The sequence below is a fragment of the Streptomyces caatingaensis genome (assembly GCF_001187435.1).
Lineage (GTDB): Bacteria > Actinomycetota > Actinomycetes > Streptomycetales > Streptomycetaceae > Streptomyces > Streptomyces caatingaensis.
This window is the reverse complement of record NZ_LFXA01000014.1, coordinates 50284-64708: the sequence shown is the minus strand read 5'-3', so window position 1 is coordinate 64708 and position 14425 is coordinate 50284. Positions and strand designations below refer to the sequence as shown.

Here is a 14425-nt window from a genome sequence, read left to right as displayed (position 1 = left end):
GCCCGCTCCTTGGTCGGTGAGGGGGTGGGTGGTCAGGCGCCGCAGGAGCGCAGGAAGTGCCGGGTGCGCCGGGCGATGGGCAGGGGCCGGTCGGGCGCGCAGGGGTACATGTCCTGCTCGACGATGGCGAAGAGGTCGACGCCGAGGTCCTGGGCGGCTTCGAGGACCGGCGGCAACGCCGGTACGCCGAGCGGGGGTTCGCACATGACGCCCTGGCGGACGGCGGGCCCGAAGGGGGTGCCCTTGGCGGTGACGTCGGCGAGGACCGCGGGGTCCACCTGCTTGAGGTGGAGGTAGCCGATGCGTTCGCCGTAGGTCTTGATGAGTTTGACGCTGTCGCCGCCGCAGTAGGCGTAATGCCCGGTGTCCAGGCAGAGGTTGACGAGGCCGGAGTCGGTGGAGTCGAGGAAGCGCTCGACGTGTTCCTCGGTGTCGATGTGGGTGTCGGCGTGCGGGTGGACGACGATGTCGAGGCCGAACTCCTCGCGGACGCGGCGGGCGAGGCGTTCGGTGCCGGTGGTGAGGTGCCGCCACTGCTCGTCGGTGAGTTCGCTCGGTTCGAGGAGTTCGGCGGTCCTGTCGTCCCGCCAGAAGGAGGGGATGACGACGAGGTGGCGGGCGCCCATGGCCTGGGTGAGGGTGGCGACCTCGGTGACGTGAGCCCAGGTCCTGTCCCAGACGGCGGGGCCGTGGTGCAGGGAGGTGAAGATCGTGCCGGCGGAGACCTTGAGGCCGCGGCGGGCGGTCTCGTCGCGGAGGACGGCGGGGTCGGTGGGGAGGTAGCCGTACGGGCCGAGTTCGATCCACTCGTAGCCGGCCTCGGAGACCTCGTCGAGGAAGCGCCGCCAGGGCACCTGCTGGTCGTCGTCGGGGAACCACACTCCCCAGGAGTCGGGTGCCGAACCGACGCGGATGCGGTCCAATACGGGCGAAGCGGCGCTGGATGCGGACATGCTGCGGCTCTCCTCTCGCCGGTCGGCGGTGACCGGGAGGCGCTGACGGTTGCGGGGCACAGCCTCCACGGCGGTCAAGGGAGTGTCAAGACTTCGTCCTGACATACGGACTTAAGGACGTTGTGGACGGACGGACACCTCACGGGTGCCCGCGGCACACCCTCCCTTCACGTCAATATGTAAGGACAAAGTGTTGACAGGGCTTGATCTCCCCGGTTAGACCTGTGGGCAGAGCCGACGGGCCGCACCCCGGCCGAACCGAAAGGGCGCACATGACCGATCCGTACGACCTGATCACCATGGGCCGCATCGGAGTGGACGTCTATCCGCTGCAGACCGGCGTCCCGCTGGCCGACGTGGAGACCTTCGGGAAGTTCCTGGGCGGCTCGGCCACCAACGTCGCGGTCGCCGCCGCCCGGCTCGGCCGCCGCACCGCCGTCGTCAGCCGCACCGGCCGCGACCCCTTCGGCGACTACATCCACCGGGCGCTGCGGGAGTTCGGCGTCGACGACCGCTGGGTGACCCCCGTCGAGGAGTACCCGACGCCCGTCACGTTCTGCGAGATCTTCCCGCCGGACGACTTCCCGCTGTACTTCTACCGCCGCCCCAAGGCCCCCGACCTGGTCATCCGCCCCGAGGAACTGGACCGCGACGCGGTCCGGGCCGCCCGGGTCTTCTGGATGACCGGCACCGGCCTGTGCGAGGAGCCCAGCCGGTCCGCGACGCTGGCCGCCCTGGAGGCCCGCGGCAGGTCCGGCGTCACCGTCTTCGACCTGGACTGGCGGCCGATGTTCTGGGGCGGCGAGGGCGGCGCCTCCGGCGACGGCGGCGCCACCGGCCCCCGGGCCATGGCCGCGGCCCGGCCGTACTACGAGGCCGCGCTCGGCCACGCCACCGTCGCCGTCGGCAACGTCGACGAGGCCGAGGTCGCCACCGGACTGCGCGACCCGCGCGCCTGCGCACGGGCCCTGCTGGACCGGGGCGTCGAACTGGCCGTCGTCAAACAGGGCCCCCGGGGCGTCCTCGCCGCGCACCGCGACGGCCGGGTCGCCGAGGTCCCGCCCACCCCCGTCGAGGTCGTCAACGGCCTGGGCGCCGGCGACGCCTTCGGCGGCGCGCTCTGCCACGGCCTGCTGGCCGGCTGGGACCTGGAGACGGTGATGCGCTACGCCAACGCCGCCGGCGCCATCGTCGCCTCCCGCCTCGCCTGCTCCTCCGCCATGCCCACGGCCGCCGAGGTCGAGGAGTTCCTCGCCCGGCGCACGGCGGAAACCCCCCGCTGACCCCTGCACTTCCGCACTTCGAGAAGGTGCACCGCGAGAAGGTGAGTCACCCCTTGACCCCTCGGATCTCCGACATCCCGGCGCTGCGGGCCCGGCACCCCGAAGCCGTCGCGGAGGCCGCCGCCCGCCGCACCCGCCGCCCCCTCCTCGGCGACCGCGGCCGGCTGATGATCGTCGCCGCCGACCACCCCGCCCGCGGCGCGCTCGGCGTCGGCGACCGCGCGCTCGCCATGGCCAACCGAGCCGACCTGCTGGAACGGCTGTGCCTTGCGCTGTCGCGCCCCGGCGTCGACGGCGTGCTCGCCACCGCCGACATCCTCGAGGACCTGCTCCTCCTCGGCGCCCTGGAGAACAAGGTCGTCATGGGCTCGCTCAACCGCGGCGGCCTCGCCGGCGCGTCCTTCGAGATGGACGACCGCTTCACCGGCCACCGCCCGCAGGACCTCGCCCGCCTCCGCTTCGACGCCGGCAAGCTGCTGCTGCGCATCGACTACGACGACCCCGGCTCCGTGGAGACCCTGGAGTCCGCCGCCCGCGCCGTCGACGCGATGGCCGCGCTGCGCCTGCCCGTCTTCGTCGAGCCCTTCCTCTCCCGCCGCGTCGACGGCCGTGTCCGCAACGACCTGGGCGCCGACGCCGTCACCACCTCCGTCGCCATCGCCTCCGGCCTCGGCGGCACCTCCGCCTACACCTGGCTGAAGCTGCCGGTCACCGAGGACCCGGACGACATGGCGCGGGTGTGCGAGACGTCCACGCTGCCCACCGTCCTGCTCGGCGGGGAAGTCTCCCGGGACCAGGAGAAGACGTACGAGAAGTGGCGCAAGGCCCTGCACCTGCCGACGGTGCAGGGGCTGGTCGTCGGCCGCTCGCTGCTCTACCCCGGCGACGGGGACGTGGCGAAGGCCGTCGACACCGCCGTCGGACTGCTGTAGACCACGGAGACCGGACCTTTCATGAACGCATTCCGCGGATTCCACCTCAGGGCGGGACAGGCCGCCGCCGGGCCCTACGCCCTCGACATCACGCCCGAGAAGGCGGGTTGGGGGCACTCCTCCCTGCGCGTCCTCGAACTGCCGCCCGGCGCGGGCCACTCCTTCCCCACCGGCGACAGCGAATGGATCGTGCTGCCGCTCTCCGGCGGCTGCACCGTCACCACCGGCGGCGGCGAGACCTTCGAACTGACCGGCCGCACCGGCGTGTTCGACGCGGTCACCGACTTCGCGTACGTGCCGCGCGACGAGGAGGTCCGCGTCTCCAGCACCGGCGGCGGACGCTTCGCCCTCGCCGGCGCCCGCTGCCGGCGCCGCCTGCCCGCCCGCTACGGGCCCGCCCCCGGCGTCCCCGTCGAACTGCGTGGCACCGGCTCCTGCTCCCGCCAGGTCAACAACTTCGCGGCGGCCGGCTCCTTCGTGTGCGACAAGCTCATCGCCGTCGAGGTCCTCACCCCGGGCGGCAACTGGTCCTCCTACCCGCCGCACAAGCACGACGAGTGCCGCCCCGGCGAGGAGAGCGAGCTGGAGGAGATCTACTACTTCGAGATCGCGGAGGCCGCGGGCCGGCCCGGCCTCGGCTACCAGCGCGTCACCCCCTCGGGCCACGGCCGCGGCACCGACGTCCTCGCCGAGGTGCGCGGCGGCGACGCCGTCCTGATCCCCGACGGCTGGCACGGCCCGTCGATCGCCGCCCCCGGCCACGCCATGTACTACCTCAACGTCATGGCCGGCCCCGGCGAGGCCCGCGAGTGGCTCATCCGCGACCACCCCGACCACGGCTGGATCCGCTCCACCTGGCCGGACCAGCCGGTCGACCCCCGCCTGCCCCTCTACAACGCGCCCGCAGGAGACGCCCGATGACCGCTACCGCGACCCGCCGGCTCACCGTCGCCCAGGCCCTGGTCGAGTTCCTCGCCCACCAGTACACCGAGCGCGACGGGCACCGCCGCCGGCTGATCAACGCCTGCTGGGGCATCTTCGGGCACGGCAACGTCGCCGGCCTCGGGCAGGCCCTGCTGGAGTCCGGCCCCGGCGCGATGCCCTACCTCCAGGGCCGCAACGAACAGGCCATGGTGCACGCCGCCGTCGGCTACGCGCGGCAGAACGACCGGCTCGCCGCGCAGGCCGTCACCACCTCCATCGGCCCCGGCGCCACCAACCTCGTCACCGGCGCCGCCCTCGCCACGGTGAACCGGCTGCCGGTGCTCCTGCTGCCCGGCGACGTCTTCGCCACCCGCCCCGCCGACCCCGTCCTCCAGCAGCTCGAAGTCCCGTACGCGGGGGACGTGTCCGTCAACGACTGCCTGCGGCCCGTCTCCCGGTACTTCGACCGGGTCACCCGCCCCGAGGCCCTGATCCCCGCCGCCCTGCGGGCCATGCGCGTCCTCGCCGACCCCGTCGAGACCGGCGCCGTCACCCTCGCCCTGCCCCAGGACGTACAGGCCGAGGCGCACGACTGGCCCGAGGAGTTCTTCGCCGACCGCGTCTGGCACGTCCGCCGTCCCTCCCCCGACACCGACGCGGTCGTCGAGGCCGCCCTCGCCGTGCGCGCCGCCGAACGCCCCCTGATCGTCGCGGGCGGCGGCGTCCACCACAGCGAGGCCGAGGACGCCCTGCGCGCCCTCGCCGAGGCCACCGGCATCCCCGTCGCCTCCACCCAGGCCGGCAAGGGCTCGCTGCGCCACGACCACCCGGCCGACGTCGGCGGCATCGGCCACACCGGCACCGCCGTCGCCGACGAACTGGCGCGCACCGCCGACCTCGTGCTCGGCGTCGGCACCCGCTACACCGACTTCACCACCGCCTCCTCAACGCTCTTCGCCCGCCCGGGCGTTCGCTTCGTCAACCTCAACATCGCCTCCTTCGACGGCCACAAGATGGGCGCCCTGCCCCTCGTCGCGGACGCCCGCGCCGGGCTGGAGGAGCTCACCGCCGCCCTGGCCGGCCACCGGGTGGGCGAGGCGTACGAGGCCGAGTACCGTGCGGGCAAGGCCCGTTGGGAACGGCTCGTGGACGCGGCCTACGCCGCCGGCGACGACTCCGTACGGCCGTCCCAGACGCAGGTGCTCGGCGCGCTCGACGCCGTCGTCGGCGACGAGGACGTCGTCGTCAACGCCGCCGGCTCGCTCCCCGGCGACCTGCACAAGCTGTGGCGGGCCCGTTCGCGGCGCCAGTACCACCTGGAGTACGGCTACTCCTGCATGGGCTACGAGATCCCCGCCGCCATCGGCGTCCGTCTCGCGGCCCCGGACCGCCCCGTGTGGGCACTGGTCGGCGACGGCACCTATCTGATGATGCCCACCGAGCTGGTCACCGCCGTCCAGGAGGGCGTCCACATCAACGTGGTGCTCGTGCAGAACCACGGCTACGCCTCCATCGGCGGGCTCTCCGCCGCCACCGGCGGCGAACGCTTCGGCACCGCCTACCGGTTCCGCGACAAGGACGGGACGTACACCGGCGCCCCGCTCCCCGTCGACCTCGCGGCCAACGCGGCCTCGCTCGGCCTGCACGTCCTGCGGGCCTCCACCGTCGGGGAGTTGCGCGCGGCCCTCGCCGAGGCCCGCGCCTCCGACCGGCCGACCTGCGTGTACGTCGAGACCGACACGTCCGAGGGCGCACCGGCCGCGCCCGGCGCCCAGGCGTGGTGGGACGTCCCCGTCGCCGCCGCCGCCACCCGGCCGGCCGCCGTGGAGGCCCGCGCCGCCTACGAGCGGGAGGCGGCCGCGCGCCGCCACCACCTCTGAGCTCCCCCCGACCTCTCCCCCGGCCGGGAAGCCCACGCCCGGCAAGCCCCGGCCGGGAAGCCCACACCCGGGAAGTCCACACCCGGGAAGCCCACGCCAGGGAAGCCCCGACCGAGAAAGGCCCGCACGCACCATGAAGACGATCAACCACTGGATAGGCGGCAAGCCCGTCGAAGGCGTCTCCGGGAACCACGGACCGGTGGTCGACCCCGCCACCGGCGTCCAGGAGAAGCGCGTCGCCCTCGCGTCCGCCGAGGAGGTGGACGCGGCGGTGGCCGCGGCCCGCGACGCGTTCCCCGCGTGGGGCACCTCCTCGCTCGCACGCCGCACGGCCGTGCTGTTCCGCTACCGGGAGCTGGTGCACGCGCACCGCGAGGAACTCGCGCGGCTGATCACCGCCGAGCACGGCAAGGTGCACGCCGACGCCCTCGGCGAGGTCGCGCGCGGGCTGGAGATCGTCGAACTCGCCTGCGGCATACCGGAGAAGCTCAAGGGCGAGCTCTCCACCCAGGTCTCGACGCGCGTCGACGTCGCGGCGATCCGGCAGCCGCTGGGCGTCGTCGCCGGCATCACCCCGTTCAACTTCCCGGCCATGGTGCCGATGTGGATGTTCCCGCTCGCCGTCGCGTGCGGCAACACCTTCGTCCTCAAGCCCAGCGAGAAGGTGCCCTCGGCGGCGCTGCGCCTCGCGGAGCTCGCGGCCGCGGCGGGGCTTCCGGACGGCGTCCTCAACGTCGTCAACGGCGACAGGGCGGCCGTGGACCGGCTGCTGGAGCACCCGGACGTCGCCGCCGTCTCGTTCGTCGGCTCGACCCCCGTCGCCCGCTCCCTCCACGCCACCGCCACCGCGCACGGCAAGCGCGTCCAGGCCCTCGGCGGCGCCAAGAACCACATGCTCGTCCTGCCCGACGCCGACCTCGACCTGGCCGCGGACGCCGCCGTCAACGCCGCGTACGGGTCGGCGGGCGAGCGCTGCATGGCCGTCTCGGTCCTGGTGGCCGTCGGCGGCACGGCCGGCCCCCTCATCGAGAAGATCAAGGAGCGGACGGCCGCGCTGCGCATCGGCCCCGGCGACGACCCGGCGTCCGAGATGGGCCCGCTCATCACCCGCGCCCACCGCGACAAGGTCGCCTCATACGTGGCGGGCGCGGCGGCGCAGGGCGCGGACGTCGTCCTCGACGGCACGGGCCACACGGTCGAGGGCCACGAGGGCGGCCACTGGATCGGCGTCTCGCTCCTCGACAAGGTGACGCCGGAGATGGACGCCTACCGGGACGAGATCTTCGGCCCGGTGCTGTGCGTGGTCCGCGCGGAGACCTACGAGGAGGGCGTCGCCCTCATCAACGCCTCGCCCTGGGGCAACGGCGCGGCCGTCTTCACACGCGACGGCGGCGCGGCCCGCCGCTTCCAACTGGAGGTGCAGGCGGGCATGGTGGGCGTGAACGTGCCCATCCCCGTGCCCGTGGGCTACCACTCCTTCGGCGGCTGGAAGGACTCCCTCTTCGGCGACCACCACGTCTACGGCAACGACGGCGTCCACTTCTACACGCGCGGCAAGGTCGTCACGACACGCTGGCCGGACCCGGCCGACGGCGGCGTGGACCTGGGCTTCCCCAGCAACCGATAACTCCGTCCCCGCGAGCCGCGAGAGCCGCGCGAACAGCGCGAACAGCGCGGACCCGGCCGGAGGTGAACAAAATCCCCCGGGTCCGCAACCGTCCCTCCTCTCCCGTCGTCCCCAAGAACAGAACCACTGTTCGGAAAAGGAGCGTGTACGACCTTGACTCCCCCTCGCGTTCGCCCCACCCGCCGTTCCCTGCTCGCCCTCGGTACGGGCGCGGCCCTGGCCACCGGCCTCGGCGTCGCGCCCGCCGCGTCCGCGGACGGCAGAGCGGCGGCCGCGGCGCCGTCGGGGCGACGCGGCGGGGAGGAGGTCACCGCGAGACTGCGCCGCCTGGAGGCCGCGCACTCGGAGCGCCTCCAGGTGCCGGTCCGGCTGGGCGTCTTCGCGTACAGCCCGGCGGGCGGCACGACCGTCGAACACCGGGCCGGCGAGGCCTTCCCGATGTGCTCGACGTTCAAGACGCTCGCCGTCGCGGCCGTCCTGCGGGACCTGCGCCAGGGCGACCGCTTCCTCCACGAACGCGTCCGTTACCCGCGGCGGGACACCGAGGAGTCCGGCTACGCCCCGGTCACGGGCCGGGCCGAGAACCTGCGCGACGGCATGACCGGCGCCGAGCTCTGCGGCGCCGCGGTCTCGTACAGCGACAACTGCGCCGCGAACCTCCTGCTGCGCAGGCTGGGCGGGCCGGGCGGCGTGACCCGCTTCTGCCGGTCCCTCGGGGACGACGACACCCGCCTCGACCACTGGGAGCCCGCGCTGAACTCGGCCGTGCCGGGCGCGGTGGAGGACACCACGACGCCCCGGGCCATCGCCCTGACGTACGCGCGGCTGGTGCTGGGCAACGCCCTTCCGGCCCGGCACAGGGAGCGGCTGACGGGCTGGCTGCTGGCGAACACGACCGGCCGCAACCAGCTGCGCGCGGGGCTGCCGCGGGACTGGGCGCTCGGGGACAAGACCGGGGCCGGCAAGTACGGCACCAACAACGACGTGGGCGTCGCCTGGCCTCCGGGCCGTCCGCCGGTCGTCCTGTCCGTCCTGACGACGACGGGCGACAAGGAGCTGGACAAGACGAAGACCGACGTGCTGATCGCCGAGACGGCCGCGCTGCTGGCGGGCGAACTCGGCTGAGCGGGCCCGGCCCCCGCACGGGCGGTCAGCCCCCGCACCGGGCGGGCGCCGGGGCCGAGCGCCACTGCAGCGCGCCGGCGAGGACGGCGACGACCCCGGCCACGGCCACCAGCGCACCGCCCAGCCCCCAGTGCGTCACCGCCGTGGCCCCGGCCGCGGCGCCCGCCCCCGTGGCCCCGACGACGCCCAGCCGCCGCGCCGTCCGCGCGGGCGAACCGGACCGGGCGCCGAGGTCGTGCAGCAGCGCGATCAGGGCGCCGGTGAGCGCGAACGTCGCCTGCAGCTCCGGGACGGCCAGGCTGCGCAGCGCGGCGCACCGCATGCCCATCGCCACCGCCAGGACGGTGATCACGGCGTGCCGTCCCGTCGCGGCCCGCGGGGCGGCGCTGAGCAGCGCCGCGGTCAGCAGGAGCGCCATCTCCAGCAGCAGCACCGCCGCGAACCACCGCCCGCACCCGGTCACCCGCTGCCTCCGCACCACCCGGCCCGTCGTGACCACCCCGGCCGCGAACCCGGCCAGCGCGAGCAGCGGGGCCGGTTCGGTGAAGTGCGGCGCACCGCCGAGGGCGAAGCCGAAGGTGACGACGTTCCCCGTCATCATCCCGACGAAGACCTGGCCGAGTTCCAGGAAGCTGATGGCGTCGAGCATGCCTCCGGTCACGGTCAGGAGCACGATCACGAGCGGTAAGGGGTCCCCGCGCCGTCCGGCGCGGTCGAGGGTCTCGGGGGTCTCGGTGTCCTGCACGAAGCACTCCAGGGCCACTGCACGCTGCGGGCAATCGGAAAGGCGCACGAGAGGCAGCCGTCGCGCCGGTCCGTCGCACCGGGCGGACGAGGTCTGCCGGCGAACGGGCGCTCCGCACGGCGCGGTCGCCGCCCGGATCGCCCCCGGGCCGGCGCCGGCCCGCGCGCGGCGGCCTAACGCCGGCCGCTCCCAAGGCTCTTCATCACGCCTCTTCCCACGGACCGGACCTGCGGGAGCCGGCGGCCCGGCGGGCCGGGCTCCCGCCGGAGGATCTTTCCCGGGGCCCCGGATCCCCGCAACCCCGTCCGTCACGTTCTCGCCACCGTGAGCAGCGACGCGGTCGCGGTGCGTCCGCACCTCCTTCCGGGCCGGCCCGCGAGCCGCGCGCCGTCCGCGCGGGCCCGGACGCGTACGGTGCCGGCATGCCGCCGCGCGGAGCGGCGGGGTCACGGCCGGACGGGCGGTTCTTCCGACTGCCCGGAATAGAGCCTTCATTCTGTGGCATGGACATGGCACCATGCGCTCGGCCGGTCGTCGGCACCGGCCGGGCACGTGCCCCGCATCCCCCCACGGAAGGCCCTCTCATGTCCCGGAAGACCCTCGCGGCGCTGGCCGCAGGAGCGACGGTCATGGCGCTCACGGCCCTGTCCCCCGGCATGTCCCCGGCGTTCGCCGGTGCCGCCCGGCAGACGGCGGCGGCGCCCGCCGAGCGCACCGTGGTCGTGTACCGCGTCCCGACGCACGGCCGGCAGGACGCGGCGCAGAAGCTGATCACGTCGGGGTTCGATCTCATCGAGCGCCGGCAGGGCGACGACCTGTTCGTCATCGGCGGCCCGTCGACGGCGTCCGGCCTGCGCAGACTCGGCTTCTCCCCCACCGTCGCGGAGACGATGAAGAAGCCACTCCCGCACAAGTCGCCCGTCCGCCACGGCGCGGGAAGCGTGAACGACACCTACTACGGCGGCTACCACACCGTCGGCGCGCACTACGCGCACCTCGACCAAGTCGCCGCGCGGCACCCGGACTTGACGAGCGTGGTCACCTACGGACAGTCCTGGCTCAAGCAGCAGGGGCGCGGCGGCAACGACCTGAAGGCCATCTGTGTCACCAAGAAGAAGGAGGGGGACTGCCGGCTGAGCCCGGACGCGGCGAAGCCCCGGTTCTTCCTCATGAGCCAGATCCACGCCCGGGAGATCACCACGGGTGAGGTGTCCTGGCGCTGGATCGACGCCCTGACGGACGGCTACGGCAAGGACCCCGCGATCACGGCGCTGATGGACTCCACGGAGATGTGGGTGGTGCCCATCACCAACCCCGACGGCGTCGACATCGTCGCCCAGGGCGGCGACAACCCGATCCTGCAGCGCAAGAACGCCGACGACGCCCGCGGCACCGACTGCGGCTGGACGGGGCAGATCGGCGTGGACCTCAACCGCAACGCCGGCACCCACTGGGGCGGCGCCGGCACCTCCCGGCAGCCGTGCAGCGAGACCTACCTCGGGCCCAAGGCGGACTCCGAGCCGGAGAACGCCGCGCTGGAGGGCCTGTTCAGGAAGCTGTACCCGGCCGTGCGCACGGGCACCGGCGACGGCGACCCCGCGCCGGACACGGCCAAGGGCCTGATGATCAGCCTGCACAGCGACGCGAGCATGGTCCTGCTGCCCTGGGAGTCCGACCACACGATCCACACGGGCAACGACGCCTCACTGCGGGCGCTGGCCCGGCACCTGGGCTCGCTCACCGGCTACCAGTCGGGCCAGGCCGGCGAGATCCTCTACGACGCGTCCGGCGGCTCCGACGACTGGACGTACGACAAGCTCGGCGTCGCCGGCCTCACCATTGAGATCGGCGACAGCGACGGCCGCGGCTGCTCGGGCTTCACCCCGGCCTTCTCCTGCCAGGAGGACTACTTCTGGCCCAAGCTGAAGCCCGCGCTGCTGTACGCGGCACAGCGGGCGGCGGCCCCTTACCGGACGACGGCCGAGGACGGCGACCGCCCCGCGCACCGGAGTTGAGGGCGCCGGCATCCAACCGTCAAGGGAGCCTTCCGGCCGTACCGGCGGCCGGAAGGCCCCTGTGGCGACAACGGCGGCCGGCGGTCAGCCCTCGCCCTCGCCGCCGGGGGCGTAGGTGCCGAAGGTCCAGATGTTGCCCTCGATGTCGCGGGCCATGTAGTCCCGCGAGCCGTAGGGCTGGTCGGCCGGCGCCGTGAGGATCTCGGCGCCGGCGGCGCGGGCCCGCTCGCAGTGCGCGTCGGGGTCCTCGACGACGACGTAGACGCCGACGGGTCCGCCGGCGCCCATGGCCTCGTCGAAGACGCCGCCGCGCCCCCGGCCGCCGAGCATCACCACGCCGTCGCCGTGGGCGAGTTCGGCGTGGAGCACCGTGCCGTCCTCGCTCTCGTACAGCGCGCCGCGGGTGAGGCCGAAGGCCTCCGTGAGCTGCCGGACGGCCGCGTGCGGATCCCGGTAGCGCAGCACCGGGCAGATCGTGGGCACGCCGGTCATGACGATCACCGTTCCTCTCTCGGTGGGGGCGGAGGTCCCGCCGGGACCCGGTGCCATTCTGGGGGCCGGTCCCGGCGGCGGCGCGCTCCGCGCGGCCGGCAGGGCGTTCCTCCCGGGCGGTGGACACCGCGCCGCCGAACGGAGGAACCCGGGCCGCCGCTCGGGGTACCGGGGGACGGGCCGGGAATCCGTCCCGTATGGTGACGCAGCCTCCCGACGAGCCGTACTGGATGTCCACGACCCCCGTCACGTCCTACCCCCCGCTCGGTACGGGGGCGGGCGTGGACGTCGACGTCGCCGTGGTCGGCGGCGGCATCGCGGGGCTGAGCACCGCCTGGGAGCTGGCGCGGGCCGGGCGGTCGGTGGCCGTGCTGGAGGCCGGGCGGATCGCGGAAGGGGTCAGCGGGCGGACGACCGCCAAGGTGACCGCGCTGCACGGCCTGGTGTACGCGCGGCTGCGGCGCACCCGGGGGCCGGACGGCGCCCGGCTGTACGCGCGGTCGCAGCAGGACGCGGTGGAGCACGTGGCGGAGGTCGCGCGGCTGCTGGGCGTGGACTGCGAACTGGAGCGGCGGGCCGCGTACACGTACGTGACCGAGGCGGCGGGGCGGGGCACGGTGCGCGAGGAGGTCAACGCGGCCGAGCAGGCGGGTCTGGAGGCCGCGTTCACGGAGCGGACGGGGCTGCCGTTCCGCGTGGAGGCCGCCGTGCGCCTGCCCGGGCAGGCGCAGTTCCATCCGCGCAAGTACCTGCTGGCGCTGGCCGAGGACGTGGTGGCGCGGGGCGGGGCGGTGTTCGAGCACTCGCGGGTGGTCCGGCTGCACGAGGGCACGCCGTGCCGGCTGGGCACGGAGAACGGCGCGGCCGTCACCGCCCGGGACGTGGTCGTGGCCACGCACTACCCGGTCTTCGACCGGGCGTTGCTGTTCTCCCGGCTGTCGCCGCGCCGGGAGCTGGTGGTCACCGGGGCGATCCCGGCCGCGCAGGACCCGGGCGGGATGTTCGTGACGGAGGAGGGCACCAGGCGTTCGGTGCGCACGGCGCCGCTGCCCGACGGGCGGCGGCTGCTGATCGTCACGGGCGAGAGCTTCGCCCCGGGCACCGCCGACGTGGCCGCCCGCTTCGAGCGGCTGGCGGCCTGGGCGCGGGAGCGCTTCCCGGCGCTGGAGCCGGGCGTCCGGTGGGCGACGCAGGACAACGACTCCACGGACACCGTGCCGCTGGTCGGCCGGTTCCATCCGCGCGCCCGCCGCACCTGGGTGGCGACCGGCTTCGGCGGCTGGGGCATGAGCGGCGGGGTGATGGCCGGGACGCTGCTGGCCGAGCTGATCGACGGCCGGCGCCCGCCGTGGGCGGACCTGTACGACCCGCGGCGGCTGTGGAGCGCGGTGCGCGAGGCCCCGGCGTTCCTGCGCCACCAGACCGGGGTGGCCCGGCACTTCCTCGGCGACCGGCTGCGCGCGCCCGGCCCGGACCGGGTCGCGGACATCGCGCCGGGCACGGGCGCGGTGGTCCGCGTCGACGGCCGGCACTGCGCGGTGTACCGGGACGAGCACGGCACGGCGCACGCCGTCTCGGCGCGCTGTACGCACCTGGGGTGTCTGGTGGCGTTCAACGCGGCCGAGCGGTCGTGGGACTGCCCCTGCCACGGGTCGCGATTCGCCACGGACGGCTCGGTCCTCCAGGGGCCGGCGCTACGGCCGTTGGAGGAGAGGGACGCCGGGGAATGAGCGGGGCGCCCGCGCCCCGGCACCCGTCCGCGAGCAGCACGGGCGGGCGGCTGAACTGGCTGCGCGCCGCGGTCCTCGGCGCCAACGACGGCGTCGTCTCGACGGCCGGCCTGGTCGTCGGCGTGGCCGGCGCCACCGACAGCCGCGGCACGCTGCTGACGGCCGGCCTGGCGGGCCTGCTGGCGGGCTCGATCTCGATGGCGGCGGGCGAGTACGTCTCGGTGTGCACCCAACGCGACGCCCAGCGGGCCGCGTTGGAGGTGCAGCGGCGCGAACTGCGCGCCCGTCCCGAGGCGAGCCGCGAGGCGCTGGAGGAGGAGCTGGAGCGGCGCGGCCTCAGCCCGGCGGTGGCCGACGCGGCCGCCCGCGAGCTGAGCGCGAAGGACGCGTGGCGGGCCCACGCCCGGGTGGAGCTGGGCATCGACCCGGACGACCTCACGGACCCCTGGCGGGCGGCCGCCGCCAGCCTCTGCGCCTTCACGGCGGGCGCGCTGCTGCCCCTCCTGATGATCGTCCTGCCGCCGCCCTCCTGGCGCCTGCCGGTCACCATCACCTCGGTGCTGGCGACCCTCGCCCTGACGGGCTGGACCAGCGCCCGCCTCGGCGCGTCCCCGGCCCGTCCCGCCGTGCTGCGCAACGTGATCGGCGGGGCCCTGGCGATGGGGGTGACGTACGCGGTGGGGTCGCTGCTGGGGTCGGTGGTCTGACCGCCGGGCCGG

At 74.7% G+C, this 14425-nt stretch carries 12 protein-coding genes; 9 read left to right on the top strand and 3 right to left on the bottom strand.

Features of this window, described 5'->3' with window-relative positions:
* Window positions 1–32: 32 nt before the first annotated feature.
* Window positions 33–953 (bottom strand): sugar phosphate isomerase/epimerase family protein, encoded by a 921-nt coding sequence (locus AC230_RS20965; RefSeq protein ID WP_049717878.1) that lies wholly within the window; start codon window positions 951–953, stop codon window positions 33–35.
* 272 nt (window positions 954–1225) lie between these two features.
* Between AC230_RS20965 and iolC the strand changes: the two genes are divergently transcribed.
* From iolC to bla, 6 genes are all read left to right on the top strand, one after another.
* Window positions 1226–2236 (top strand): 5-dehydro-2-deoxygluconokinase, encoded by a 1011-nt coding sequence (iolC, locus tag AC230_RS20960; protein WP_049717877.1) that lies wholly within the window; start codon window positions 1226–1228, stop codon window positions 2234–2236.
* 53 nt (window positions 2237–2289) lie between these two features.
* Entirely contained in the window at window positions 2290–3168 is an 879-nt protein-coding gene (locus AC230_RS20955; protein ID WP_049717876.1) for a Cgl0159 family (beta/alpha)8-fold protein, read from the top strand.
* Between the two features lie 21 nt (window positions 3169–3189).
* Window positions 3190–4089 (top strand): 5-deoxy-glucuronate isomerase, encoded by a 900-nt coding sequence (gene iolB, locus AC230_RS20950; protein WP_049717875.1) that lies wholly within the window; start codon window positions 3190–3192, stop codon window positions 4087–4089.
* Window positions 4086–5972 carry a 3D-(3,5/4)-trihydroxycyclohexane-1,2-dione acylhydrolase (decyclizing) gene (gene iolD, locus AC230_RS20945; protein ID WP_049717874.1) on the top strand — a complete coding sequence of 629 codons (1887 nt, stop codon included), beginning with the start codon at window positions 4086–4088 and terminating at the stop codon, window positions 5970–5972. Before iolB ends, iolD begins: the two co-directional genes overlap by 4 nt.
* Before the next feature lie 133 nt (window positions 5973–6105).
* Window positions 6106–7599 carry a CoA-acylating methylmalonate-semialdehyde dehydrogenase gene (locus AC230_RS20940; RefSeq protein ID WP_049717873.1) on the top strand — a complete coding sequence of 498 codons (1494 nt, stop codon included), beginning with the start codon at window positions 6106–6108 and terminating at the stop codon, window positions 7597–7599.
* Window positions 7600–7752: 153 nt separating this feature from the next.
* Window positions 7753–8724, top strand: a complete 972-nt coding sequence (gene bla / locus AC230_RS20935) for a class A beta-lactamase (RefSeq protein WP_049717872.1) — start codon at window positions 7753–7755, stop codon at window positions 8722–8724.
* 25 nt (window positions 8725–8749) lie between these two features.
* Here bla and AC230_RS32145 read toward each other — a convergent pair whose 3' ends face one another.
* Complete coding sequence (locus AC230_RS32145; RefSeq protein WP_157868627.1) at window positions 8750–9469, bottom strand: YoaK family protein; 720 nt, start codon at window positions 9467–9469, stop codon at window positions 8750–8752.
* Window positions 9470–10053: 584 nt separating this feature from the next.
* On the opposite strand from AC230_RS32145, the gene AC230_RS20925 reads away from it, so the two are divergent.
* Complete coding sequence (locus tag AC230_RS20925; protein ID WP_049717870.1) at window positions 10054–11484, top strand: M14 family zinc carboxypeptidase; 1431 nt, start codon at window positions 10054–10056, stop codon at window positions 11482–11484.
* 84 nt (window positions 11485–11568) lie between these two features.
* Here the strand turns inward: AC230_RS20925 and AC230_RS20920 are convergent, their stop codons facing one another.
* Window positions 11569–11976 (bottom strand): VOC family protein, encoded by a 408-nt coding sequence (locus AC230_RS20920; RefSeq protein ID WP_049718048.1) that lies wholly within the window; start codon window positions 11974–11976, stop codon window positions 11569–11571.
* 197 nt (window positions 11977–12173) lie between these two features.
* Here AC230_RS20920 and AC230_RS20915 point away from each other — a divergent pair, with 197 nt between their 5' ends.
* Together AC230_RS20915 and AC230_RS20910 are read left to right on the top strand one after the other, a co-directional pair.
* Window positions 12174–13706, top strand: a complete 1533-nt coding sequence (locus AC230_RS20915; protein ID WP_049717869.1) for an FAD-dependent oxidoreductase — start codon at window positions 12174–12176, stop codon at window positions 13704–13706.
* Window positions 13703–14413: a VIT1/CCC1 transporter family protein gene (locus tag AC230_RS20910; protein ID WP_049717868.1), complete on the top strand. Its 711-nt coding sequence runs from the start codon at window positions 13703–13705 to the stop codon at window positions 14411–14413. The genes AC230_RS20915 and AC230_RS20910 overlap by 4 nt, the downstream gene beginning before the upstream one ends.
* The last annotated feature ends 12 nt before the right edge of the window (window positions 14414–14425 follow it).

What these genes read in the sequence shown, in the direction of transcription:
- AC230_RS20910 (WP_049717868.1), top strand. Translation starts at nt 13,703, where the DNA reads ATGAGCGGGGCGCCCGCGCCCCGGCACCCGTCCGCGAGCAGCACGGGC.
- AC230_RS20920 (WP_049718048.1), bottom strand. Translation starts at nt 11,976, where the DNA reads ATGACCGGCGTGCCCACGATCTGCCCGGTGCTGCGCTACCGGGATCCG.
- AC230_RS20965 (WP_049717878.1), bottom strand. Translation starts at nt 953, where the DNA reads ATGTCCGCATCCAGCGCCGCTTCGCCCGTATTGGACCGCATCCGCGTC.
- iolC (WP_049717877.1), top strand. Translation starts at nt 1,226, where the DNA reads ATGACCGATCCGTACGACCTGATCACCATGGGCCGCATCGGAGTGGAC.
- iolB (WP_049717875.1), top strand. Translation starts at nt 3,190, where the DNA reads ATGAACGCATTCCGCGGATTCCACCTCAGGGCGGGACAGGCCGCCGCC.
- AC230_RS20925 (WP_049717870.1), top strand. Translation starts at nt 10,054, where the DNA reads ATGTCCCGGAAGACCCTCGCGGCGCTGGCCGCAGGAGCGACGGTCATG.
- AC230_RS20940 (WP_049717873.1), top strand. Translation starts at nt 6,106, where the DNA reads ATGAAGACGATCAACCACTGGATAGGCGGCAAGCCCGTCGAAGGCGTC.
- AC230_RS20915 (WP_049717869.1), top strand. Translation starts at nt 12,174, where the DNA reads ATGGTGACGCAGCCTCCCGACGAGCCGTACTGGATGTCCACGACCCCC.
- iolD (WP_049717874.1), top strand. Translation starts at nt 4,086, where the DNA reads ATGACCGCTACCGCGACCCGCCGGCTCACCGTCGCCCAGGCCCTGGTC.